The 21809-nt window shown below is 39.7% G+C and carries 27 protein-coding genes and 1 tRNA gene; 15 read left to right on the plus strand and 13 right to left on the minus strand.

Annotated features, from left to right (window positions below):
• Positions 1–137 precede the first annotated feature (137 nt).
• Positions 138–1208 (plus strand): hypothetical protein, encoded by a 1071-nt coding sequence (locus C0V70_RS15660; RefSeq protein ID WP_102244805.1) that lies wholly within the window; start codon positions 138–140, stop codon positions 1206–1208.
• On the opposite strand, the gene C0V70_RS15665 is transcribed toward C0V70_RS15660, so the two are convergent.
• Positions 1143–2507 (minus strand): sigma 54-interacting transcriptional regulator, encoded by a 1365-nt coding sequence (locus C0V70_RS15665; RefSeq protein WP_102244806.1) that lies wholly within the window; start codon positions 2505–2507, stop codon positions 1143–1145. The genes C0V70_RS15660 and C0V70_RS15665 overlap by 66 nt on opposite strands.
• Before the next feature lie 120 nt (positions 2508–2627).
• Between C0V70_RS15665 and yihA the strand changes: the two genes are divergently transcribed.
• A complete protein-coding gene (yihA, locus tag C0V70_RS15670) occupies positions 2628–3314 on the plus strand; it encodes a ribosome biogenesis GTP-binding protein YihA/YsxC (protein WP_158649720.1) in 687 nt (228 codons plus the stop codon).
• Between the two features lie 9 nt (positions 3315–3323).
• Here yihA and C0V70_RS15675 read toward each other — a convergent pair whose 3' ends face one another.
• Positions 3324–3641: a hypothetical protein gene (locus C0V70_RS15675; RefSeq protein ID WP_102244808.1), complete on the minus strand. Its 318-nt coding sequence runs from the start codon at positions 3639–3641 to the stop codon at positions 3324–3326.
• A 113-nt stretch (positions 3642–3754) separates the two neighbouring features.
• Between C0V70_RS15675 and C0V70_RS15680 the strand changes: the two genes are divergently transcribed.
• Both C0V70_RS15680 and C0V70_RS15685 read left to right on the plus strand, forming a co-directional pair.
• Positions 3755–4567 (plus strand): lysophospholipid acyltransferase family protein, encoded by an 813-nt coding sequence (locus C0V70_RS15680; RefSeq protein WP_102244809.1) that lies wholly within the window; start codon positions 3755–3757, stop codon positions 4565–4567.
• Positions 4564–5511 (plus strand): NAD-dependent epimerase/dehydratase family protein, encoded by a 948-nt coding sequence (locus C0V70_RS15685; RefSeq protein WP_102244810.1) that lies wholly within the window; start codon positions 4564–4566, stop codon positions 5509–5511. Before C0V70_RS15680 ends, C0V70_RS15685 begins: the two co-directional genes overlap by 4 nt.
• On the opposite strand, the gene C0V70_RS15690 is transcribed toward C0V70_RS15685, so the two are convergent.
• Positions 5512–7035, minus strand: a complete 1524-nt coding sequence (locus tag C0V70_RS15690) for a cyanophycinase (RefSeq protein WP_102244811.1) — start codon at positions 7033–7035, stop codon at positions 5512–5514.
• A 109-nt stretch (positions 7036–7144) separates the two neighbouring features.
• Here C0V70_RS15690 and C0V70_RS15695 point away from each other — a divergent pair.
• The 3 genes from C0V70_RS15695 (at position 7145) to C0V70_RS15705 (ending at position 8549) form a co-directional block, all read left to right on the plus strand.
• Positions 7145–7230, plus strand: a tRNA-Leu gene (locus tag C0V70_RS15695).
• A 119-nt stretch (positions 7231–7349) separates the two neighbouring features.
• Positions 7350–7940, plus strand: coding sequence for a hypothetical protein (locus tag C0V70_RS15700; protein WP_102244812.1), 591 nt, complete (start codon positions 7350–7352; stop codon positions 7938–7940).
• An 18-nt stretch (positions 7941–7958) separates the two neighbouring features.
• Positions 7959–8549, plus strand: coding sequence for a DUF1554 domain-containing protein (locus C0V70_RS15705; RefSeq protein WP_272868938.1), 591 nt, complete (start codon positions 7959–7961; stop codon positions 8547–8549).
• A 75-nt stretch (positions 8550–8624) separates the two neighbouring features.
• On the opposite strand, the gene C0V70_RS15710 is transcribed toward C0V70_RS15705, so the two are convergent.
• Complete coding sequence (locus tag C0V70_RS15710; RefSeq protein WP_102244814.1) at positions 8625–9518, minus strand: hypothetical protein; 894 nt, start codon at positions 9516–9518, stop codon at positions 8625–8627.
• A 235-nt stretch (positions 9519–9753) separates the two neighbouring features.
• Positions 9754–10134 (minus strand): hypothetical protein, encoded by a 381-nt coding sequence (locus C0V70_RS15715; RefSeq protein ID WP_102244815.1) that lies wholly within the window; start codon positions 10132–10134, stop codon positions 9754–9756.
• A 100-nt stretch (positions 10135–10234) separates the two neighbouring features.
• On the opposite strand from C0V70_RS15715, the gene C0V70_RS15720 reads away from it, so the two are divergent.
• Genes C0V70_RS15720 through truA form a run of 4 tightly spaced genes read left to right on the plus strand, consistent with a single transcriptional unit; the run spans position 10235 to position 12569 of the window.
• Positions 10235–11005 (plus strand): phytanoyl-CoA dioxygenase family protein, encoded by a 771-nt coding sequence (locus C0V70_RS15720; protein ID WP_102244816.1) that lies wholly within the window; start codon positions 10235–10237, stop codon positions 11003–11005.
• Positions 11002–11361, plus strand: coding sequence for a hypothetical protein (locus tag C0V70_RS15725; RefSeq protein ID WP_102244817.1), 360 nt, complete (start codon positions 11002–11004; stop codon positions 11359–11361). The genes C0V70_RS15720 and C0V70_RS15725 overlap by 4 nt, the downstream gene beginning before the upstream one ends.
• Before the next feature lies 1 nt (position 11362).
• A complete protein-coding gene (locus C0V70_RS15730) occupies positions 11363–11767 on the plus strand; it encodes a GFA family protein (RefSeq protein ID WP_102244818.1) in 405 nt (134 codons plus the stop codon).
• Positions 11748–12569, plus strand: coding sequence for a tRNA pseudouridine(38-40) synthase TruA (truA, locus tag C0V70_RS15735; protein ID WP_133566770.1), 822 nt, complete (start codon positions 11748–11750; stop codon positions 12567–12569). Before C0V70_RS15730 ends, truA begins: the two co-directional genes overlap by 20 nt.
• Here truA and C0V70_RS15740 read toward each other — a convergent pair.
• Positions 12566–13312: a hypothetical protein gene (locus tag C0V70_RS15740; RefSeq protein WP_102244820.1), complete on the minus strand. Its 747-nt coding sequence runs from the start codon at positions 13310–13312 to the stop codon at positions 12566–12568. The two genes, truA and C0V70_RS15740, sit on opposite strands and share 4 nt — an antisense overlap.
• A 125-nt stretch (positions 13313–13437) precedes the next feature.
• A complete protein-coding gene (locus C0V70_RS15745) occupies positions 13438–14322 on the minus strand; it encodes a LysR family transcriptional regulator (RefSeq protein WP_102244821.1) in 885 nt (294 codons plus the stop codon).
• Positions 14323–14417: 95 nt separating this feature from the next.
• Here C0V70_RS15745 and C0V70_RS15750 point away from each other — a divergent pair, with 95 nt between their 5' ends.
• Together C0V70_RS15750 and C0V70_RS15755 are read left to right on the plus strand one after the other, a co-directional pair.
• Positions 14418–14759: a hypothetical protein gene (locus tag C0V70_RS15750; RefSeq protein WP_102244822.1), complete on the plus strand. Its 342-nt coding sequence runs from the start codon at positions 14418–14420 to the stop codon at positions 14757–14759.
• Positions 14749–15531 carry a nitroreductase family protein gene (locus tag C0V70_RS15755; protein ID WP_102244823.1) on the plus strand — a complete coding sequence of 261 codons (783 nt, stop codon included), beginning with the start codon at positions 14749–14751 and terminating at the stop codon, positions 15529–15531. The genes C0V70_RS15750 and C0V70_RS15755 overlap by 11 nt, the downstream gene beginning before the upstream one ends.
• On the opposite strand, the gene C0V70_RS15760 is transcribed toward C0V70_RS15755, so the two are convergent.
• Together C0V70_RS15760 and C0V70_RS15765 are read right to left on the minus strand one after the other, a co-directional pair.
• Entirely contained in the window at positions 15502–16083 is a 582-nt protein-coding gene (locus tag C0V70_RS15760; RefSeq protein WP_102244824.1) for a DUF4269 domain-containing protein, read from the minus strand. The two genes, C0V70_RS15755 and C0V70_RS15760, sit on opposite strands and share 30 nt — an antisense overlap.
• 1 nt (position 16084) lies before the next feature.
• Positions 16085–16981, minus strand: coding sequence for a LysR family transcriptional regulator (locus C0V70_RS15765; protein WP_102244825.1), 897 nt, complete (start codon positions 16979–16981; stop codon positions 16085–16087).
• A gap of 119 nt (positions 16982–17100) precedes the next feature.
• On the opposite strand from C0V70_RS15765, the gene C0V70_RS15770 reads away from it, so the two are divergent.
• Positions 17101–17625: a hypothetical protein gene (locus C0V70_RS15770; protein ID WP_102244826.1), complete on the plus strand. Its 525-nt coding sequence runs from the start codon at positions 17101–17103 to the stop codon at positions 17623–17625.
• 153 nt (positions 17626–17778) lie between these two features.
• Here the strand turns inward: C0V70_RS15770 and C0V70_RS15775 are convergent, their stop codons facing one another.
• The 4 genes from C0V70_RS15775 to C0V70_RS15790 form a co-directional block, all read right to left on the minus strand.
• Positions 17779–18927, minus strand: coding sequence for a sensor histidine kinase (locus C0V70_RS15775; RefSeq protein ID WP_158649722.1), 1149 nt, complete (start codon positions 18925–18927; stop codon positions 17779–17781).
• Positions 18928–19014: 87 nt separating this feature from the next.
• Positions 19015–19530, minus strand: a complete 516-nt coding sequence (locus C0V70_RS15780; protein WP_102244828.1) for a hypothetical protein — start codon at positions 19528–19530, stop codon at positions 19015–19017.
• A gap of 129 nt (positions 19531–19659) precedes the next feature.
• Positions 19660–20376: a signal peptidase I gene (lepB, locus tag C0V70_RS15785; protein ID WP_102244829.1), complete on the minus strand. Its 717-nt coding sequence runs from the start codon at positions 20374–20376 to the stop codon at positions 19660–19662.
• A 71-nt stretch (positions 20377–20447) separates the two neighbouring features.
• Positions 20448–20819 carry a hypothetical protein gene (locus C0V70_RS15790; protein WP_102244830.1) on the minus strand — a complete coding sequence of 124 codons (372 nt, stop codon included), beginning with the start codon at positions 20817–20819 and terminating at the stop codon, positions 20448–20450.
• A 102-nt stretch (positions 20820–20921) separates the two neighbouring features.
• Between C0V70_RS15790 and C0V70_RS15795 the strand changes: the two genes are divergently transcribed.
• Positions 20922–21800, plus strand: coding sequence for a LysR family transcriptional regulator (locus C0V70_RS15795; protein ID WP_102244831.1), 879 nt, complete (start codon positions 20922–20924; stop codon positions 21798–21800).
• Positions 21801–21809: the final 9 nt, after the last annotated feature.

Here is a 21809-nt window from a genome sequence, read left to right on the forward strand (position 1 = left end):
TTGTGAACCTTCGCTCAGAAGTGCTTCTGGCCACTAACAGGCAAAAGTTGCATTTCCTGACTCGCACAGTCGGACAAAAATAGACCTCCTCAATTTCTATTGAAGAAGTCCGATAAGACATTGAAGGAGTCCTAAACTTGAAGTTTTTAATTAAAATTGAAGAGGCCATTGATAACCTGATTTTAACTTTCGTCGAAAAGATGAAGGCGGCCACTCCACATTTTGTTTTTAGATCGATTGATTGGATTAAGCACTCTCCTCAAATGGCCAAAAAAAAGGCAGGTGTTTATGTTCCAAAAATCAGAATCTTTTTTCTAAAAGTCATTGGATACACTCAGCACTATACGACGATTGTTAAGGGACATATTGTTGGTGTTCAAATTTATCTGCGCTCAGATGAGTTTAAACAAAGAAACAAAGTCGAAATGATTGTTTCTCCTTTAAAAAAATTCAAAACTGACCCGGTTAAGGCCTTTAGTTTTGTAATCATCATGTCTATTTTTATGGGTTCTGGTTATTTCATTTATAAAAACACTGAGAAAATTATCAGCGGAACAAAAGCTTTGAGAGCTCCGGCCTCAGCAGGGTTAGAAGATCCGATTTTAGAATTTAAAAAATTAAAATATCATGTCCTGGGTGATAAAGAACTTGAACTCGACGTCACTATCACGGCCAAGTCAATCGAAGACAAAAGAGACCTTGAACATATTGAAAAAGAAATTGAAGAGCATCTTCTAGGCGTTTCTATTCATATCAATCAACTACCTCCTTCTAATGAAGAAATTGAAGCGATTGAAAAAGAGATGATGGAAAAGATCGAAGGGGCCAAAGTTAAGTCTGTCGAGATCAAACAAGTCCTTGGTGGAAGACCAAAGTACTTCATGCAGACAGAAAAACTGGCGGCATTTAAAGATATCAATCTTCAACTCTTCTTGGAAGATACCAGAAGAAATCGTCAGATATGGGTGGATTTCACTGCGCTTTCAAGCAATCGCAACGTCACTCTTTTCTTAAAAGATCACGAAATTGAAATTCGCGATTATATCAATATGCATGTTGAACCGGTCATCCCTCAACTTCCAATTGAAGAAGAAGGACGCCAGATCATCAAAGACAAAATCAGAATTGAACTCAATGAGTACTTAAAGAAGTCCGGAATCGAAGGGAAGATCCTGGAGATTTATGTGGACTACCTTATTGTCTCTTAACTCACTTTCTTTTTTGGCAATATAGGCCTTGAGTGTATTGTGACTAACGTCCAGAAGCTTTGCTGTTCGGGTAAGATTCTTATCCGAGCGCAGATAAGTCTCGTAACAGTATTTGATTTTCATCTGCTCCATTGGGATAATTTCCTGTTTCTGGACTCTCTCGCCTTCTTCAAACATGAGTTCCTTGTCACTTTCATCAATCACCAGTCTTTTTCCTTCTGAGAGAATCTTCTTTCTCATGAGATGAGAATTGAGCTGCCTGATATTGCCTGGCCAGGGGCAATTCATGTAAAAATCAATCAGCTCATCAGATAAAACAGCACAGTGCTCTTTTTCAAAATCTAGGCACAGTTTTTTAATACGCTCCTTGTCTTCAATTAATGAGTTGAGACGAAGCGAGCTTCCAGCTCTAAGGCGATAGTAAAAATCCCTGCGCATTTTTCCTTCCATCACTCTTTTCTTCAAATCACTTCCTGAGGCAAAAATCATTCTGACAGAAGCAGTTGTCGTGCTTTCTCCTCCAACTGGACGAACTTCATAGTTGTCTAAAAAAAGTAACAGCTTGGTCTGAAGATCCAGAGACAAAGAATCAATTTCATCGAGAAACAAAGTTCCTTTATGTGCTTCGAGAATCGCCCCTCTCTTCGCATTTAAGGCGCCGGTAAAAGCTCCTCTAACATGTCCAAAAAGTTCTGATTCAATCAGACCTTGAGAAAAGGCGGAGAGATTTAAATGAACAAAACGGCCACTTCTTCCACTGGCCTCATGAATTTTTTTAGCTAATGTTGTTTTTCCAGTTCCTGTTTCACCTTCAATTAAGACAGGAAGAGAACTACTCATCACGGCCGCAGGTAGGAGGCTTTCTTCCGAAGTCTGCCTTTGTGGCCTTAAAAAGTGCAGGCGATTAAATCCCAGGTCAATGACATCTCCTCGCTCTAAAAAAGCTTCGTAAGAATAACTCCCATTGAGTTTAAAAGGCGTTTCTCCCAGACTGCGAAACAGGTACCGGGAATGTTGGTTGTGCATTTTAGTTTTGGTCGAAGCCACAAGAATCATTTCAAAACCACCTGTCGCTCCACCAAAAACAGGAAGTTTGATTTCTGATTTAATAAAATCAAAATTGAAATGATCATCAAAAAGAAAACGATAACTAGTTCGGTTGAGTTTGAGTGTTCTCTTTTTCTCCTGAAAGGCATCGAGTAAAAAAGAATCTCCTTCTCTGGCCCCGTTGGGAATAACGGATGGATAAAGTGTGCGAGCTGTGCGCAGTTCTGTTGTCATTTGTCTCATAGCTTCCATTAATCCCCCTCTAAAAAAGCTTTTTCTAGCCTTCTTTACAACTGTTATGCCGGCCTAGAATCGTGTACAGATATGATTTTTAGTGTTATACTCCCTCAATATTTAAACTTAGGTACAGTTATGAGCTACACAATCAGACAACAAAGCGCACAGTTCAAAATGGGAATTTCAGACATTGCTCAATTTGAGGAATGGCTGGCAGACCACAAAGATATTATCGGCGTAAGTTTCGTTGGCCGCTCAAACGTTGGTAAGTCGAGCATGATCAATGCTCTTTTTGGTTCAAAGACAGCGCGCGTTTCTAAAACTCCAGGACGCACACGCGAGATCAACATTTTTGAATTTGAATTAAATCTCAATGGAAAAAAATCAGACCTTCCTCCGTTTTACCTGATCGACCTCCCAGGTTACGGATTTGCAGAAGTTTCAAAAGAGATGTCAAAAAACTGGAACGAATTGATGGGGGCTTTTTTTGCAGAGGCTTCTGAATCAATGCTGCTATTAAACCTGCAGGATGCCCGTCATCCAGATCAGGATGTAGACCGCCAGTTCTATGATTTCATCAAAGGCTTCGCGAGAAAAACGGTTCTTGTTTTTAACAAAATCGATAAACTTAAAACTCAAAAAGAAAGAGCTGCTCTTGAAAAACTAAAGCCTGCTCTCTCAAAAGATTATAAATGGATTCGCCAAATGTACTTTGCTTCAGCTGAAAGCAAAAAAGGTGTCCCTCAAGTTGAAGAGGCCATCGTCACACACATTCTGGAAGAGTTAGAATTAAGAAAGACTCACGAAGACTCAGATATCTAGTATCTGTATCTAGTCGTCATCCTTTTTCAGGTCAATTGCCGGGAATTTAATCTTATTCATCTTGCTCTCGATTTCTTCGAGATCTCTTTTGCACGCCTTAATCGTATGAAGAAGGGCGCGCATTTTAGGAGAATCCCAGTCAACATCTCCATTATCAACTCCACGCTCTAAAAGTTTTCCCAGTTCTTCGTAGGTCTCTTTTAAATGGGCATTAGTGCGGGATGCTGTAAGCATCTTTTTGCCAATAGCGCTGGTCTTCATAAGTTCCTTATGAAAATTTAAGAACCAAAAGTTAAACTTATTTTTTAAGTTAGATCTCTTCTTCATGCGCGCATCGCTCCTCAGGTATCCTTCGTAGTTTACCACTATAAGAAAGCTTGTGAAGAATGAATATTTTGATAGCATAAAAGGTGAAAACACTAATACCTTGAGAGGAATAGTTGGTTATCTTCAAACAAAAATTCACTAAGCTGGAAAAGGCCCTGGAAAAACGCTATTCCAAAGAACGCGATCCTTGGGGGTTAGAACCTAAGCGTGCCATCAGTGACCTGAAGGCCATCTGGCCATTTTATAAATATTATTTTGATGTCCGACTTCATGGGAAAGAAAAAGTTGAAGATAAGGCCTACATGGTGGTTTCTAACCACACCGGCCAGATTCCGATTGACGGGCTTTTAATCTGCACCGCTTTTGCGACAGAACTCGATCATCCAAAAATCCTACGCCCCTTAGTTGAGCGCTTTCTCACCTCCCTTCCTTTTTTAGGAAGATGGTCGAGTGAAGGCGGAGCGGTTTTAGGCGACAGGATCAACTGTCTTAATCTTTTAAAGCGCGGGGAATCCATTCTCGTTTTCCCTGAAGGTGTCCGCGGGATTGCAAAAGAAACAAAAGATCACTACAAACTTCAGCGCTTCACGAAGGGCTTTTTAAGAATGGCCTTAACGTCAAAGGTTGAGATCCTTCCGATTGCCGTCGTTGGAGCAGAAGAGTTTTTTCCTTACGTTTACCACTTAAAGAAAGTGGCGAAACTTCTTCATGTACCAGCTGTGCCCTTGTCACTGAACTTATTTCCTCTTCCTTCTCCTATTGATATTTACATTGGCGATCCCTATATGCTTCCGGCCGAACTTAGTGCTGAAGCTTTAGATGAAGAGTTAGAGCCGCATATCATTGCCCTGGAAAAGAAGATTGAAGAGCTCACACAAGAAGGGCTAAAAAACAAACGCACAATAGCGCAAAGGTTAAAGTCATGAGCACAAAAAAAGTTCTCATCATCGGGATTCAAGGTGCTCTTGCCAAGATCACTGCTGAGCTTTTAATTAAAGCTCATCCTGATATCAGGATTCACGGCGTGGATTCTCGCCCGATTGATAATATCCCCAAGCGCCCGCATATCACAGTTCAGCAGATTAAATACAACCGCACGAACTTTGAAAAACTTTTCCGCGAACACCAGTTTGAAAGTGTCCTGCACTTGGGACGCCTAGGACACTCCCCAGCGATGGGAAATATCCACAAGCGCATCGACATAAACCTGGTGGGGACAAATACCATTTTAGAACTTGCTCAGAAGTTCCGCTCAAAAAAAGTCGTTATTCTCTCTACTCATCACGTCTACGGAGCTCTTCCTGACAACCCTATGTTTTTAAGAGAGGACTCACCTCTTCGCGCGAGTTTTAAATATGCTGAACTAAGAGATGTGGTTGAAATGGATCAGATGTGTACGAACTGGATGTGGAAAAACCAAAACCAGATTCAAACTATCGTGTTGCGCCCTTGTAACATCATCGGCCCTCAGATTAAAAACTCAATCACTCAATACTTAAAAACGCCTTACGCTCCTCTGCCCCTTGATTATAATCCAATGTTCCAGTTTATCCATGAATTCGACATGGCCACCATGATCGTCAATGCTGTCGAAAAACTTGGAACAGGAATTTACAACGTTGCCGGCGATGATGTGGTGAGCTTGCATGAGGCCTCTGAAATTATCGGAGTGAAAAAAGTCCTGGTGCCCATTATTGCAGTCGAGCAACTGGCAAAAGTTTTAACCCCGGTGTGGAAGTTTCCCCTCTACCTTCTGGATTACATCAAGTTCCCAGCGACTCTGGATAATAGCGAGCTAAAAAAGACATTGGGCGAAGACACATTCCGCTTTAGTGCCAAAGAAGCACTTGAACTTCTAAAGCTCAACTGATTATTTACAAATCATCTTTGTAAGAATCTTTTGCTGATCATCGAGGAACTTCGTGACTTTCTTCTTTACTGTTTCCTCGCATGTTGGACCTAAGGCTTCAGAGTCTGAATAAGATGTCGTATGGTCTTTAACATTGTAAGCAACATCTTTACTAATCACATGAACACGCATGTTCACCATTCCCGCAGATCGCAGAGTCTGGCTTCCATCATCCTGGTTAGAAAGATAGGGTGAGGTTGAAGTGAAAGAACAATACTGACAATCAAGAATCAAACTTGGAACCTCAGCTTCCTTCCCTGATTTTTTAAGCGAGATAAAACGATTGTCTCCAATCCCTTCGAGCTTGGAATTAGCATCCAAAAAAACAATGCTTGATTCTGGGTGCTCTGAGAGTTTTACCAATGACCTGGTTTGAACCAAACCTCTAATCCTATCCCCTGTTTTTAACTTAAAATCAGAGTGAGCATCGTTGGCAATAAAAAGGTTTCTCGTCTTTTCAGGTTCATTCATCGTGTAATTTGTAACAACTGATCCTTCTACTGAGAACTTATCATCGGCCAAACCACAAAGAGTCACTGGTCTGATTGATTGAGCACTCTCTGGTTTCTTTTTTAAATCAGGAAGTCTGGTTTTTAAATCAAACGTCCATCCCTGAGTCAGGGCATCGTTTCTGATGTCAGTATAAACCAAGGCCTTCCCCGGCTCACGGATCATTTTTGTGCCTTCTGTTTCTTGCGTAAAATGAACGACACCAGTACCAAAAACTTCGGCCTTTCCATCTTTGACCACAAGTCCGGTTTTTTCTTCCAGACAAATCCCGACGATTTTATCGTCTTTATAATCTTCAATTACTTTTGCCTGTACTGCTAAAATTCTTCCTAGTCTTGCGCGCTCACCACAATGAGTGTCGACAATGACTCCTGGAACCAGGTTTAAAAAGTCATTATGAATTCCGGAAACAGATGGATCGACTTTATCGTTTAGAAGTGGTGAATGCGCGTCTTGCATAACATCTTTACTTGTAAAATCCTGCCCACCAGTCATCGAGTACTGCGAAAGCCCCATTGAACCAGAACTCGTTCCACCAATAGCTCCACCTCTATCGGCCAGCGCTTTAATTTGCTCATGAAGTTTTGTATCTTTCCACAACTGATAAGCTTTCCCCTGGTTTCCACCGCGAATAAAGAGAACATCAGCATCGGCCAGCGTCTTAACAAGCTTGGGGTCATTGGCCGCTTTTTTAGAATTGATAACCAGATTCTCAGAGCTCGTCGCCCCCATGGATTTGAGATAATCCACCATGAAATTGGTGTCAGGTTTATCGAGTGAGAGAACAACGACCTTAATCTTTCCATCTTTAGTCGTGTCACCGTTATCGATGAGTTTTTTATAAAGAGTGTACGACCAATCCTTCTCCATCCCAATATCGCCCTCCGGACCTCCGCCCGCAAGCACGACTACTCCTGGCGCGGCCAGGACAGATTGAGAAAGCATTAACCCCAGAAATAATGCTTTTATTTTCATAGTTTTCTTATCGAAACCTACCCGAAAAAGATAACTTAATAATACCTGACTAAAAGAATTGAATTGACGTAAACGCGTCCTATCCTTAAGATATCCTAATCCAATCAGTGCCTTGGTGGTGGAATGGTAGACGCAGCGGATTCAAAATCCGCCGTCCGCAAGGATGTGCGAGTTCGAGTCTCGCCCGAGGCACCATAATTTTTTTGTTTTTATCCAATTTTTTTCGTCTCTGTCTCTTCGATCATCTCATCTATTTCTTGTCTTTCTCACAAAATGAAATAAAATTTCATTAACAAGATTTCCAGGGATAACGAATGCACTCTTTTATTAAGAAATTGTCATTACTATGTTGCTTATTCTTCCTCTCTCCCTCTGCTCACGCACTCTTTTTTACATCAGGGGCCTTAAAGGCAGGATTAGGGACACAAAAAACAGAAGATGGAACAACCATTCAATCGCGAAAACTAGCTGCTTATTCTCTTGATGCAAACCTTGCTCTTTCCTATTTTGGTTTCATCGCTGGAGTAAATGGTGAGTATGGATTATGGAGACAAATGACAAAACCAAGCGAAGTTGGTAATTCTAATACGCAAGGATCTTATAGAGCACTTTCCCCTGTCATTGGTTACCAATTATCTTCTCTTAGGGTTTTACTAAAACTGCCTATTTCTTTTAGTGATAATTACAAATTTGATAAAAAGAATTCTTCTTCTCAAACTATCAACTACACAGATAGCAGTACGTTTTCCCTGCAACTTCATTGGGACTCCACTCCAGTCACATTCTGGGGAGTTGAATATCAAAAAACTACTTTTGAAAAATCTAAGATTAATAATACTGAATCGGCCTTGAGTTCAAAATTTACGATGAATGCAGTATCGCTGATGTACGGTTTACATTTCTAACGAATGAGAGATTTAAAAATGAAATTTAGTCATATACTCACACTAACATTTTTTCTTACTTTATTGTCTTGCGGACAAAGTGACGGAGTTGCTCCAGGTGCGGGCTCTTCTTCCACTCCACTCAAATTGTTTGTAACATCTTCGACGACTACCGGTAATATCGGAGGAATCGTGGCGGCAGACAGTTTGTGTATGGCCGATTCAAATTACCCTGGCTCTGGCGTGTACAAAGCACTTATAGTCGATGGTAGCAACAGAGTTGCCTGTAGCAGCGCTAACTGCTCTGGTGGCTCATCAGAGCATGTAGATTGGGTACTTCGTGCAAATACTCAGTACCAAAGAGTATCAGATGGTGCGACTGTCGGTACAACCAATGCAAATGGGATTTTTAGCTTTCCTCTCACGAATTCTCTTGATGCCTCTTATACCTACTGGCTGTTTACTGGATTAACTGCAAACTGGATTACCAATACCGGTGATTGTACGAATTGGAGTAGTACCGGTGGATTTGGAGGATTCGGTCTTGGAGATAAAACGACAATCGAAGCCGTTTATAGTAACAATGGTAGCTGTTCAACTAGTGTTAAATTAATTTGTGTAGAACAATAATCGTCATCACAAAGATCATACGACCTTCTTATCTATTCAAGAGTGAAAATATCACGACAATTTTAGCTAGTGAAACTACTTCTTAACATCACTAGCTGCTTTTGTTGCCTTCGCAGGCGCTTCACTTTCTTTTGCCTTTACTGCATTTCGTTGGCTATCGGCTACATTTACTGTTTTACCAGATAAGCAGGTAAATCTTTCATCATACCATCCACAAGAGTTTTCCATGTAGCTTTCCCAGAAAGCTACACACCCTTTCTTTTCTTTTAGTGCTTCCAAATTAGATTTAACTTTATCAACGTTTTTTACCGTCTTACCTTCTTTTAACTGAGCACATGCCGTATCGGCAGCATCTCTTACTTGAGACTCTCTCAAATCACTTGGAATTTTTTTAAGATCAGATAGAAAATTTCCAATAGATTCTACAACTCCTAGAACTCCAAAACTTACAGCAACAAAAACTCCACTCGCGGCCATGCCGATAGTCTCACCGATACCGCCCTCAGCATTTGCATTTTGAATTAAGAAACTCAACACATTTACTGTTTTTGGTGGTGTTGTTAATAACTCGAACTTTTTTGCCACTTCGTTAGGTGACATTGAAAATTTTAAATCTTTTTGATTATTTTTAAATATAACAGCTAGCTTTCCATCTTGCTGAGGGATTAGTATCCACTTCTGATTAAGTCCATCGACAAAAACAAGATGATCCCCTTCTACTTGCATGTCGGGTAGTTTTGTATTTAATGGCAAGCTCTGCTTTTTAAAGAACTCTTCAAGCTGCTTGCCTTTATTGCTATCTATTTTATTAATATATGAGACAAGTGAATTAAGATCTTTCGCATTTTTGTTGTATTCGTCAGCAACATACCTGAGTCCAACTGCACCTAGTTTTGTCGTCTCTGCAAACGATAAGCTTGGATTCACTACTAAAAAAATCAAAAGGAAAAAATTAATTAAAATCTTCATATATGTTGCCCCTTAAATGCTTATCGTAATATAAGGCATTTTACTTTACTCTGCTGATCAGTTGTAGACTGGTTACAAAGGCCTAATCCAAATTGAAAAATGAAGATACATCTGTGAAAAGATTAGTGGCTCCCTATGAAGTCTCTCATCTTTTTCGCTTATATCCTGTGACATTCCCTTCCCTGTGACATTACATGGGGAGCATTTAACCTCTAAAAATAGGGAGTGTCGCCCCCTAATTTTTATCTTCTTTATCAGGTTTCGTCTTAATTCCAATCCTCTCCAGATCTTCATAAGTCGATCTTCCGCCGTCTCCATATCCGTACCCTATTGAACGAGGTGGTGGAGCTACTTCATCTGCTGTGCCGGCCGGAACTTTAGAGAAGTCGTTGTGGTACTCTTCACCCTCTTCCCCAGTAAATAGCTCTTCAGCTTCTTTCTTAGGCTTAACTCTCTCGAGCTTATCTGTTTTTTGTGCATTTACATTTTTAAGCCAGGCCAGCACGGCAAGAATTGATATTGTAAAGACCAGTACGAGACCAAAATCCAAATGTCTGAAGATTGCAATTCCTGCAACGACTAAAATAACAACCATTCCGTAAAGATACCTATTCATGGCCCCTCCTAATAATAACAGCACATTTCATTATCACTCGTCCTGGCATTAAGGTTAAGTAAAAATTGAATAATTAGGTGAAGAAATCTAAAATAGCTTCATGGGTTATGACAAAAATGGTTATCTTCTCTTAAAAAAATTTTACGATCCTTCAGATTTAAAAGAGCTGTATTCAATTCTCATCACCTTTCATGAAGCCTGGAAAAAAGATAATTCAGACTTTTATTCAAAAAGGGCCATCAATAGTGCCTACCTGACATCACCAAAATATTTAAGCCCAAATGACCGCGAGGAATTATTTAAATTTATTGGTTCGTCAAAACTCATGGGCATCTTATCATCCCTCATCCCTGATAAGGCCATGTTTATGAATACGCAATTATTCTTTAATCCGGTCAATAAAGAGCAAAAAAATTACTGGCACAGAGACCCTCAATACGTGCTCTCTCTGGATGACCAACAAAAAGCTTTAAAAAAATCTAAAGTTCTTCACTTCCGCATTCCCTTACATGATGAGCCAGGCATTGAACTTGTGCCAGGCACCCATAAGCGATGGGACTCAAAGGAAGAGCTCGAGGTTAGATTAGAAACTAATGGCAAAAAAAATAATGATGATCTCTCATCTGGCCTGAAAATAAATCTTGAAGCTGGTGACTTATTAATATTTTCAGCCAACATGATTCATCGTGGACTCTATGGAATGAATCGTTTTGCCTTGGATATACTTTTTTGTGATTCGGATGTTGAGTTAGCACAATTTGTCGATTTAGATTGCCTTCCAGGTAAAGCAGAATTGGCAAAAATAGAAAATTCAGAAATCTTTGAAAATGCCCTTTTTTTAAAAAATAAATTTAAAGCGGAGCCTCAATGAAAACATTCCTTGCCATTTTTACCTGTGCTGAAAACAGTGAAGCTCATGAAGCCTGGAAAAAGCTTAGTAAAGAAGAACAAAAAAGGCGACTAGATCAAGGACCTGCACTCCTTGCAGAATGGTCAGCAAAATATCAGACCCAAGTCCTTTATGACGGAGGTCACCTTGGAGAAGTCACAAAACAAGTCGATAATAAAGGTATTCGTGATATCCCAAGCCAAATGGGAACATTTCTTGTAGTACAGGCAAACTCACACGAGGAAGCGGCAAAAATGTTTGTCGGCCATCCTCACTTTGCTGTCTTTCCCGGAAACGGCGTAGAAATCATCGAACAAACAGGTATTCCGAGGGTATAAAATGGAAAAGCATTCTGGATCATGTCTTTGTGGTCAAATTACATTTGAAGTAAACGGCCATTTTGAAAGTTTCTTTCTTTGTCACTGCAAACATTGTCAAAAAGACACAGGTTCTGCTCATGCGGCAAACCTCTTCTCATCAAGCGCGAAACTCACTTGGATTTCAGGTGAAGAGAAAGTGAGGACCTTTCTCCTTAATTCAACCAGACACTCTAAAAGTTTTTGCGACAACTGCGGCTCGGCCATGCCTAACCTTCAGCTCAATGGTCAGCTCTTGGTTGTTCCAGCTGGAAGCTTGGATGAAGACGTAGAGCTCAAGCCAACGGCCCACATTTTCTGCCGAAGCAAGTCTTCCTGGTCAAAAAACCTTGAAGGTGTAAAAGAGTTTGAAACGTTCCCTGGATAAAATGTATTACTATAAGATAACTATTCAGTACGAAGGAACTCAATACGCTGGCTTTCAATGGCAGAATGGACTTCGTACTGTTCAAGATGAAATCAATAAGGTCCTCGCTCAATTAATTGATGGCAAGGTAACAACGAGAGCGGCTTCGCGTACTGATACTGGTGTCCATGCCATGGATCAAGTTGTCAAAATATCTTCTGCCCTCCCAATAGAATGTGAAACTTTCCTTGAATCATTTAACCGTCATCTTCCTAAAGACATCAAATGCCTGGCGATCACTCCTTGTGAAGGAACTTTTAAACCAGCAGCAGAAGCCCTTTCTAAAGAGTACCGCTACTTTTTTACTAACAAAAAGCAAGTGACCTTAGAAGACAGACAGTTCATTGCTAATATTGCTAACGAGCTGGATATTACGGCCATGCAAACTTGCCTAAAGGCCATTATTGGAAAACACGATTTTTGTAATTTTTATTCTATTGGAAGTAATGTCAAAACAACGGAAAGAGAGATTTCTTTTTGTGAACTCTCAGAAATTAATCCTCATGAGATCTTTGCTGGTCAAACCTTATTTCACATCCCCAATGATCTACAATATTGTTACCAATTAAGAATTGAGGCCAATGGTTTTCTCAAGCAAATGATCAGGCATTTAATGAGTGCTTTGTGGATGGTGGGAAGTAAAAAACTCAGCGTGGAAGAATTCCTGACCTTGATTGATGGGCCTAAGAAAGAGAAGCAACTATGGAAAGTTGCTTCTCCTAATGGTTTGTACCTATATAAAATCTCTTATCCAAGAGATTAGTACTGCTTTTGTTTTACCGAAAGAATATAAGGAATCACTTTCCCATTTTCGTACTTCATCTTAACAGTCGCCACAACTTCAAGCGCATTGTCCATAGATTTTGGGAACGAATAATCAAGAGTGATCACGTTAACTTCCCCAATGTTTTCCAGGAACTTTGTTTCATTAAATGTTACATTTTCAGAAGCTTCATCAAAAAGGTTGAGATTTTTTGGAAGAATAGACTCTCTCAATTTTTTTCTTAGCACTTCCATTGTTTCAGCGCCTTTTAATTCAACAGTTTTTAAGTCTCTTGTTTCTCTGTTAATTAAAAGGATTTTTGAAACATAGTTCGACCACTTGTAGTTTTCAGTTAAAACAATAGCGTCAGTGTCGTAACCAAGATTTTGAATAGCTAGTTTATCGAGAGAGAGGTTGTAATGATTCCCAAAGTGAGTATCACCAACATTGAAAACAACAAATTCATCTCTCTCTTCATTGTTTTCACCAACAACAGTTAAAATTTTATTTGATTCAATATCGACTACAAAGTTGCGGACAGATGAAATATCCAGGTGCTCGTCAACTTGGTCGTATGTAAGGGTGTCAAGCCATTCAAAATCCAGGTTCTGACCAGGAATTCCCCAAGCGACAGCGTAACCGTTTACGACCGGGAAGAATCTATCGATTCTAAAAGCTCTCTCGCTTGCAAAAGATGTCTGTGCTATGAAAAGTAGAACTAATCCGATAACTAAATTTCTCATAAATCCCCCTGTTTTGTTTGCTGGAGAGGATTTACGACGCAGTCATTGTTTTGAAAATTAGAATTATTTAATTGAATCCTTGCAAAAATTAGAAGGATACTTTTTGAGACCATAAAATCATAAAGTTAGGTGGTTTTCATGATCGTCCTGATACCTTTGGCGATCTTTTTATCCACATCTGATTCAATATCAGTCTTTCTTTTAACTAAGTAGATACCTTGCTTTTGTTTCTTTACTTTCACATGAGCATCCACCTCACTTAGGTGGAATTCACTCTTCACTGACCTGTTATGGAGTTCAACGACGAATGTTGGGAGATAGGCCACGGCCATCCCCTGGCGCAAGAATTCCAAGGCAGACTCCATAAGTCCCACGCGGTATTTAATATTTCTATAGACCAAGTCATCTGGCCATCCATCAAGGCCTTTAACTTTTGTGGGTGACGAATCAATGGGTCTAATAGGAATTACAAAAGGCAATTCTTCAAAATCTAGATTCTTAAAAGTATTCTTTTTAGCAAAGACTCCCATACTCACTTCGCCAATCTTGATATGTTCAATCTTGGGGTGAGGGATCGGGAGATAAGTAATCCCGTAATCAATCTGGAAATCTTCCAGCGCTTGTTCAATTTTTCCAGGGATAAGCTCATACATGCTGACTTCATAATCTTTGAAGACTTTATGGAAAAGCTCTCCTGCGAAGTAAGTAGAAAAAACTTCAAATGTCCCAAAGCGAATTGAATTCACCAATGAGCGACTAGAGTCGAGTTCATCTTTAATTTTATTAAGGTTACTCAGTTGAGGCTCTATTAAGCGGGCAAGCTCACGACCTTTGTCTGTGATTTTAATCCCTCTCCCCTCATTGATAATGAGTTTATGGCCAACTTCTTCTTCCAGAATCTTAAGCGCTTTCGAAATAGCAGGAGAGCTTATCCCCAGGATTTCAGAGGCCCTTTTCATATGCTCAGTCTGACAGACAACAAGAAAATATTGTAAACGGTTTAAGTCCATATCTAATCATTAACTTTTAGTTAACACTAAGTAAACATAATTCACTTTTATTTACCTAAGCCTTGTTCTAATTTCTCCTCCATCAGGAGAAACCAATGAAAATGTTATTAGCTACCTTCTTCCTCTCTTTTAATGCCCAGGCCATGGAAATCTATATCTTAAATACTCAAATCGGTGCAACGACCTTTAAAGATTTGCTTATTATGGAAAATGGTAAAGGGTCTTTAACAGTTCCAGGTCAATTTACAACACCCCTTTTAAATTATGAGCGCCAGGAAAAAAGCATGAGCTTTAATTTCTCAACAACTGAAAATGGAGCTCCTCTAAAAGGAAGCTACCTTCTTCACTCAGAAGATGAATTTAAATCCTTAAAAGGTGAACTGATGATTGGCAGTGACCATTTCCCGATCACCGGAGGCAGAGTTTATGTTGAATAATACTTTTTCTCAGATCGCAGCTCATCGATCTATCAGAAAATATAAGGATACACCTGTGGACGACGAGGTGATTTTAAAAATCGCCGAGTACGCTATGAATGCGTCCTCATCAGGCAATATGCAATGTTACAGCATGATTGTAACTAAAGATAAAAAGCTCAGAAAAGAACTCTATCCCTTGCATTTTAATCAAGAGATGGTGATAGAGGCCCCTGTTCTTGTCACTTTCTGTGCAGACTTTCATCGCATGAGACAATGGATTGAGCAAAACAAGGCCCCGCTTAATTTCGACAACTTTATGAGTTTTATGATCGCGAGTATTGATGCCACTTTAGTCGCTCAGAACTTTTCACTTCTTGCTGAATCACTGGGTCTGGGAATTTGTTTTATGGGCACAACTCTCGCCAATGCTCACCTTATCGGCAAGGCACTACAGTGCCCGGACAATGTTGTCCCTGTTGTTGGTTTTTCTTTAGGATATCCAGATGAAAATCCTCCGGTAAGAAAAAGACTTTCTTTAGATGGTGTCATGCATTTTGAAACCTATCAAGATTACTCACCTTCACGAATAAAAGAGATTTACAAAGAACGCGAAGAGCTTGGGATGAAGAGATATAGAGAAGTTCCAGAACTTAAAAAAATGATTGAGGATAATAATGTGACAAGTCTTGCTGAAGTGTACACAAAATTAAAATACACCAGAGAGTCACATATTGGTTACTCTCAAAATCTTTTAAAATACTTAGAAGAGCAAAACTTTATGCACTACTAGCTCCCTTAGTTTTTCTTCTGATAGATGATTTAGGTCCAAGACTGCCTGATAAGGATCTCCAGGTAAAGACAGAAGCTGAGCAAAAGCTGGCTCTGTCTTTATTCCTTTTGTCTTTAAAAGACGTGCCTGCTTCTTGAAAGCTTCTCCACCAATAGCGATAACCTTCGCTTCGGCAAGCATGTGCAAATAAGCATTTTGCTTATCAGTTGATTTATTCTGGCAAAAGATTTCTAAATCAAAACCTTCAGCAAAGAAATTTGTGACAACAGATTCTTCATTGTTGATTTCAGATAGAGATTGTTTAAATCTTTGGCAATCTCCAAAATGCACTTTGACCTGAGCAGCAAATGCAGTTAAGTCAGAACTAGAGCAAATAATATCTAGATCGCTTTCTGGAAGATCAATATCAATTGGAATGGTTCCCGTAAGAATAGGTGAATAGCTGTTAAGAAGCTCAAAAATCTTTAAAGAAGATAGCGTCTTATAAGCTTCCTTTTGCCTGGGCGTTCCCTCTTTTAAATATCCAGGATTTTTAAAGTCAGGAAAATTCATCTTAAAACTCAAAGTCTGGAATGAAATGCTGTAGAAACATTCGCGAAGTCAAACTCAAGTTCTTTCCCTTTGGTCTGGCCAGCCATAAATGGAATTCATGAATATGCTCGACTGGTATTTCAAAAAGCTTCCCACTCTCAATTTCATTTTTCACCATAAAGTTGGTCAGGTAGGCCACGCCTTCACCTGCCATGCACATGCGTTTTTGCGACTCCTGACTATTAACCTCAAAACCAATGGGAGGAAGCTCTCCAAAGAGTTCAATCAAGACTTGCGAAGACCTGCGCCCTAAAGTCGCACCGATTGAGCTGATATAACCATATTTCCCGATAAGTTTTTTAAGAGTCTTTTCATTGCTTGATGATTTAGACTCTTTCCAAAGGTCTGGGTGACAGACTAAAGACATTCTTTCCGGGTATAAACGACGGAATTCAATTTGCGGAGTATTGATCTTGGCAAACATCAAAGCAAACTCGCAGTCAGTTGTCAGAAGAAAATGCACGATCTCATCTGGGGTTCCCGCTCGCACAGAAGGAATGACCTTCGGATGCTCTCTTCTAAATTCGTGCAAAGGTTTAGGTAAGAGATCATTAACGATGTGATCAGAAGCTGCAAATCTCAACAGACCTTCACAGTTTTCCTGAACCCCACGGCATAGGTTTTCAATTTCTTTTTCAGTATGAAAGAGCTTCTCACAAAGTTTAAAGACATCAATTCCTTTAGGTGTAAGAGTTACACCACTTTTTGAGCGGTCAAAAAGAACGACATTTTCTGTTTCTTCTAAAAGACTAACTGAGCGGCTTAAGGCCGATTGGCTTATATTAAGTTTCTTTGCTGCCTCTGAAAATTTTCCAGTCTTGGCCACTTCATAAAAGACTCTTAGGTAGTTTAATTCCATAGTTTCCGCCACTTAATTAATCATTCTAGTTTTTAGAAGAATATGTACAAATCATTCTAATTTTCAAAGTCAGCAAAGTAAAAGAAATTCCGGGACGCAAACAAAACAAGGGGAAAACAATGAAACTATTATTTACTCTTTTAGTCTTCGGAACACTGTCAACCACAGCTTTCGCTCACCCGGGAAGCCACAGACTTTCTTGTCACTCAGCTTTAAACTCTGGTGCCAAACAAGAAGTTAACGTTTTTCTCACAAGATCAAATGGAAAAGGATGGGCAGCTCCAACTATTAAAATTTCTTTGAATAACAAAGAGGTCGTTTTAAATACACCAGATGATATGGACAATTACGGTTCAACCTTTCACAACTCACCTTTAAAAGTAGTGACTGTTACTGCCGAAGTCCCTGAGTCAGGATATTTTTCAGTGATTGCGATGCCTGAGACAGTAAAAGCTTTCGACATTGATGGAAACCTAGTCAAGTGGAGCTTTGAAGCTGAAAAAGACGAATGCAACGACACTAATGGAAGTGCGACTTTTAAGGCCATCATCAATGGTTATATTTACCAGGATGGCGCTGACGATAAAATTGAAACTCAAATTATGGATTGTGAATTAACTTACAATTCAGGAATGGCCTGTTAAGAGGAAATGATGGCACGACTACTATTACCCGTGATCTTGTTTACTTCTCTAGTTTCAAACAGAGCTTTTGCTAAACAAATGACATCCCAAACGAATCCGAATAAGACTCGTTTTGTTTTTATGTTTGCCGGGCCATCAAGATGATGGCCCTTTTTATTTCTTTTTAGGTTCCAAAGGAAGAGAGACGAAAAAAGTTGTTCCTGTTTCTGCAGAACTTTCGACGCGAACTGAACCTGCATGAGCTTCCGCTAATCCTTTCACCAGCGCAAGCCCTATTCCCCAACCGGTCTGTCCACTTTTTAAAGCAGTACTCGAACGCCCGAAGTGAGTAAAGAGCAAGGCCTGATCTTCTTTAGAGATCGGCTTACCTTCGTTATGAATGGCAATTTCAGCAAATCCATTTTCACATTTTAACGTAATGATGACATCACTATCGTATGAACCGTATTTAATTGCATTGCTTGCCAGGTTTTCAATCATGCGATGGATGGCCAGATTGTCCCAATGGCCAATAATCAAATCTTGTAAGCATTTAACTTGAAAACGCTTACCATGAAGCTTTTCCAGGTCATTGACAACATAAGAAACAATCAACTCAAGGTGGCACTCTTGAAGAGTGACATTAATCCCAGCTCCAACCTTTAAACGGTTGGCATCTAAAAGATCGCGAATCATGCGGTCTGCACGGTCTACGCTGGCAGCAATTCTATCCGCAGTTTCCACAATAACATCTTGTTTGTCTTTATTGAGCTTAATAATCTGTGAGCCGACTTTGGCAATCGCCATCGGCGTGCGAAGATCGTGAGTCAAGGCAGAGACAAATCTTTCGCGTAAATCTTTTTCTTCCTGTAGCTCTCTTAAACTATCTTCAAGCTTTTTTCTATTTAAGACTCGGGCAGTAACTTCTCTAGGTGTTGCAAGAATTCTATAAGGCTCCCCTTCTCCATAACTGATACGAGAAAAAGTTGTATCAAAATAGCGCTCTTCAACTGCTCCGGTTGTCTTATTTAAAATGCAGGCTAAACCTTCTTGTGAGAAAAAAGCTTCCCCTGTTTCATAAACTTTTTTTAAAATTTTTGGGAAAAGAGAATCTTGTAACTCCGGCACAGCGACTAGCAGTGGCTTGGTTAAAAGATCGCGCCCAGGGTAAATAGATTGATACTTTTCATTGAACATCTCATAAATCAACTCTGGCCCTTTGAACAGCACCATTGGTGTGTCACATCCATAAAACAATGCTTCGAACTTTTTTTGTTCGGCAATGATTTTCGGATCAGTTGGGTAAGGAGAAGATTCGGGCATAAGCATCCTAATATTGTTAGAGCATAATTTACTTACTGGCTTCTGTAAAATTTAGCTTGATGCCCGAACCATTAAATGAGGTTTCTATTATTTAGAAAAATAACAAAGAACTTTGATCTCAATAATCCCATTGGAATTAAAGATCATCTGGTCTTTGATGTCATTAGCGCTGTCGTAGTGCTCAAAACTTCCCCATTCCAGATGGTCGTGGTTAAGCTCATCCATTGACGAAACTCTCTCATAAGACATCTTATCGTTGTTATCAGAAAGAGATAACTGACGCTCATCTACATCAACCGCAAACTTAGTTCCTTGAGGAATGTTGATCGAACAATTGTAGTTCGAGCCATCCAGGACCTTAGACGTTGTTTTTACAATTGGTGATAAAAAAGTCAAAACACCGTTGTCGATCTTGTAACGTCCGCTTCCCGAAGCCTCTAAAGAAAAGCGTTGCGCCGCTGGTTTTGGGTCACTGTTGTCACGGAGCTGGTCACAGCTAACCTGGACATCGTTAAAATAACAGCTTTCTTTCTTAGCGACTGAATCCGAGTCACAGCTCACTAGAGTTAATAATACAAGTGCACTTAAAAAAATTGATTTCATGGTTCCCCCCTTTTTATTGTTCTGCCTGCTCTAAAGCAAGGCCAATGCCAAAGGGAGGATGTTTGATTTAAACAAGTTGGCGAAACAGAAACGGCTCAAACGTATCATATTTAATACAAGTGTATTAAATTAACGAATCATTTTTCCGATTCTCGTAGGAGTAAAGCTAAAGGTATCATCTAGTAACGGAAGAGTTAAAGACATCCAAACGACAAAGGCCTTTCCTTTGATATTTTGTTCAGGAACAAAACCCCAAAATCGTGAGTCAGCAGAAAAATCGCGGTTATCTCCCATTACAAAATAATTCCCGGCCGGAACTTTAAACTTAGGAAAGGTATCGACTTGAGTAAGTTTATGCGTTGTCTGAATATTAAATTCACGTTCGCTATCTTTAATTTTAAAGAACTGAACTTTCTCGCCATCAAAACTTCCTGCGAAATCTTTCGTCACATCAGAGCTATCTGGAATCATCGCCATTGGCCTGCCATTAACCAGGACTTCTTTATTAACAATTTCAATCTCATCGCCAGGGAGACCAATAACTCGTTTAATAAAGTTCTTTGAAGTATCCACCGGATATTTGAAAACAATGACATCATCTCTCTTTGGTGGTTCAAATTTTGTCAGGTACACGGGATCTGAAAACGTTTCCGAATAAGGGAGTTTAAATCCGTAGGCAAATTTATTAACAACAATAAAGTCGCCGATATTAAGTGTAGGAATCATAGACCCAGAAGGAATTCTAAAAGGCTCAAAAAAAGTTGAGCGGAAGGCAAAGACGGCCGCAATAATCAGGACGTAAGACCTGATCTCCTTAGCATTTATTTTTTTGCTTAGTTCTTTCATAGAGTCTCCAAAATAATGACTCTACTAGTATTACGCCCGTCCATTGCAAAGATCAATTATTTATTAGAAGACTATTCGCCCGTGCAGTTTAAATCCATAAAGGCTTTAAGTTTTTCGGACTGCAGAAAATAAATCGTCCCTTGCGCATCAAGGATAAAGTCGCCTTTAAAATGCCCAAGCTCTGCTGCTCCATTCTTGATAATAATAGAAGCAGTTGCTTGCGCCTGGCGAACATCTTCTTCCAGCTCGTCAGCAGAAGCAATGTCTGTGGAAAAATACAAATGATCACGGCCACCAACTTCTTCACCTTGATAAGCAAAGTAAACTGAATCTGTATAAATATAACAAGCTGTGTTTGAATTCTGCCTGACAAGTTTAAAGTCCAAAGCATAGGCCTGAGAAAACCCAAAAGCTAGTACACACGATAGAATCTTAGCAATCATAAATCCCCCTTTAGTTGATGGGAGGCTTATAACACCCCCTTTTACATTATAAAAATTAATTATTCTTTCAAAAATAAGTAGTTTTTCTTATTATATAATCCTATGAGTGACCCAAATATCTACCATTTGCGCTATTTCCTCGATGCTGCCAATCTCGGAAGTGTCGCTGCCGCTGCTAAAAAAAATCATGTCAGCCAGTCCGCTGTCAGCCAGGCGATTAGAAAATTAGAAGAATCAATGGACTGCTCACTCATTGGGCATAGTAAAAATCAATTCAAACTAACCAGTGAAGGGCTTGTCGCCCTGGAATCAATTAAACAGATTCTTGATTCCGTCACCAATATGAAAGCTAAGCTTGCAGGGGCCAAAGATGAAGCCGAAGGACCTCTCACTTTTGCCACGCTAAGAAGTTTAGCTCTAGTGCTTCTTCCTGAGGCGATGAGCACTCTACAAAAAAACTATCCCAAAATTCAGCCGGTTCTTAAAATCGGCCACACTAAAAATATTCTGGAACAAGTTATTGCTGGTGAAATTGAAGTTGGTCTGGTTGTCGATAACCGCGCTATTAGCGGTGTTCACAAACACGTATTGCACGAGGGAACCTTCCGTTGTGTCGTCGGCTCTGCTTTTGCTGAAAATATTAAGAATATGGGTTTTCTAGTCACTGAAGAAAAACCAGGCGTTAATGAACTAAAAAGAACTTATAAAGAACGCTATAAAAAATCCCAAGCAAAAATTGCGATGGTTGTTGAAAGCTGGGAAGTTATCGCGCGTTTTGCCAGCGCAGGGCTGGGAATCGGAATGATTCCTGATTTCGTAGCCGCCTCTGTCCCTGATTTAAAACTTATTGAGGTCCATCATGACCTCGCCCAGAAAATCAGGTACAAAATTGTTTTAATTACGAAGAAATCGCTTTCTCCTAATGCGAAAGTCCTGGCTCATGAATTAAACAGAGAAACCGAAAAACTTTTCCATAAATAGAGATTGATA

Source organism: Bacteriovorax stolpii, from assembly GCF_002872415.1.
GTDB lineage: Bacteria > Bdellovibrionota > Bacteriovoracia > Bacteriovoracales > Bacteriovoracaceae > Bacteriovorax > Bacteriovorax stolpii.

Coding starts and splice junctions, on each gene's coding strand:
- C0V70_RS15790 (WP_102244830.1), bottom strand. CDS start 20,819: ATGATTGCTAAGATTCTATCGTGTGTACTAGCTTTTGGGTTTTCTCAG.
- C0V70_RS15730 (WP_102244818.1), top strand. CDS start 11,363: ATGGAAAAGCATTCTGGATCATGTCTTTGTGGTCAAATTACATTTGAA.
- C0V70_RS15765 (WP_102244825.1), bottom strand. CDS start 16,981: ATGGAATTAAACTACCTAAGAGTCTTTTATGAAGTGGCCAAGACTGGA.
- C0V70_RS15715 (WP_102244815.1), bottom strand. CDS start 10,134: ATGAATAGGTATCTTTACGGAATGGTTGTTATTTTAGTCGTTGCAGGA.
- C0V70_RS15685 (WP_102244810.1), top strand. CDS start 4,564: ATGAGCACAAAAAAAGTTCTCATCATCGGGATTCAAGGTGCTCTTGCC.
- C0V70_RS15700 (WP_102244812.1), top strand. CDS start 7,350: ATGCACTCTTTTATTAAGAAATTGTCATTACTATGTTGCTTATTCTTC.
- C0V70_RS15745 (WP_102244821.1), bottom strand. CDS start 14,322: ATGGACTTAAACCGTTTACAATATTTTCTTGTTGTCTGTCAGACTGAG.
- C0V70_RS15665 (WP_102244806.1), bottom strand. CDS start 2,507: ATGGAAGCTATGAGACAAATGACAACAGAACTGCGCACAGCTCGCACA.
- C0V70_RS15675 (WP_102244808.1), bottom strand. CDS start 3,641: ATGAAGAAGAGATCTAACTTAAAAAATAAGTTTAACTTTTGGTTCTTA.
- C0V70_RS15705 (WP_272868938.1), top strand. CDS start 7,959: ATGAAATTTAGTCATATACTCACACTAACATTTTTTCTTACTTTATTG.
- C0V70_RS15795 (WP_102244831.1), top strand. CDS start 20,922: ATGAGTGACCCAAATATCTACCATTTGCGCTATTTCCTCGATGCTGCC.
- yihA (WP_158649720.1), top strand. CDS start 2,628: ATGAGCTACACAATCAGACAACAAAGCGCACAGTTCAAAATGGGAATT.
- C0V70_RS15770 (WP_102244826.1), top strand. CDS start 17,101: ATGAAACTATTATTTACTCTTTTAGTCTTCGGAACACTGTCAACCACA.
- C0V70_RS15775 (WP_158649722.1), bottom strand. CDS start 18,927: ATGCCCGAATCTTCTCCTTACCCAACTGATCCGAAAATCATTGCCGAA.
- C0V70_RS15780 (WP_102244828.1), bottom strand. CDS start 19,530: ATGAAATCAATTTTTTTAAGTGCACTTGTATTATTAACTCTAGTGAGC.
- C0V70_RS15710 (WP_102244814.1), bottom strand. CDS start 9,518: ATGAAGATTTTAATTAATTTTTTCCTTTTGATTTTTTTAGTAGTGAAT.
- C0V70_RS15690 (WP_102244811.1), bottom strand. CDS start 7,035: ATGAAAATAAAAGCATTATTTCTGGGGTTAATGCTTTCTCAATCTGTC.
- C0V70_RS15720 (WP_102244816.1), top strand. CDS start 10,235: ATGGGTTATGACAAAAATGGTTATCTTCTCTTAAAAAAATTTTACGAT.
- C0V70_RS15725 (WP_102244817.1), top strand. CDS start 11,002: ATGAAAACATTCCTTGCCATTTTTACCTGTGCTGAAAACAGTGAAGCT.
- C0V70_RS15740 (WP_102244820.1), bottom strand. CDS start 13,312: ATGAGAAATTTAGTTATCGGATTAGTTCTACTTTTCATAGCACAGACA.
- C0V70_RS15750 (WP_102244822.1), top strand. CDS start 14,418: ATGAAAATGTTATTAGCTACCTTCTTCCTCTCTTTTAATGCCCAGGCC.
- lepB (WP_102244829.1), bottom strand. CDS start 20,376: ATGAAAGAACTAAGCAAAAAAATAAATGCTAAGGAGATCAGGTCTTAC.
- C0V70_RS15760 (WP_102244824.1), bottom strand. CDS start 16,083: ATGAATTTTCCTGACTTTAAAAATCCTGGATATTTAAAAGAGGGAACG.
- C0V70_RS15755 (WP_102244823.1), top strand. CDS start 14,749: ATGTTGAATAATACTTTTTCTCAGATCGCAGCTCATCGATCTATCAGA.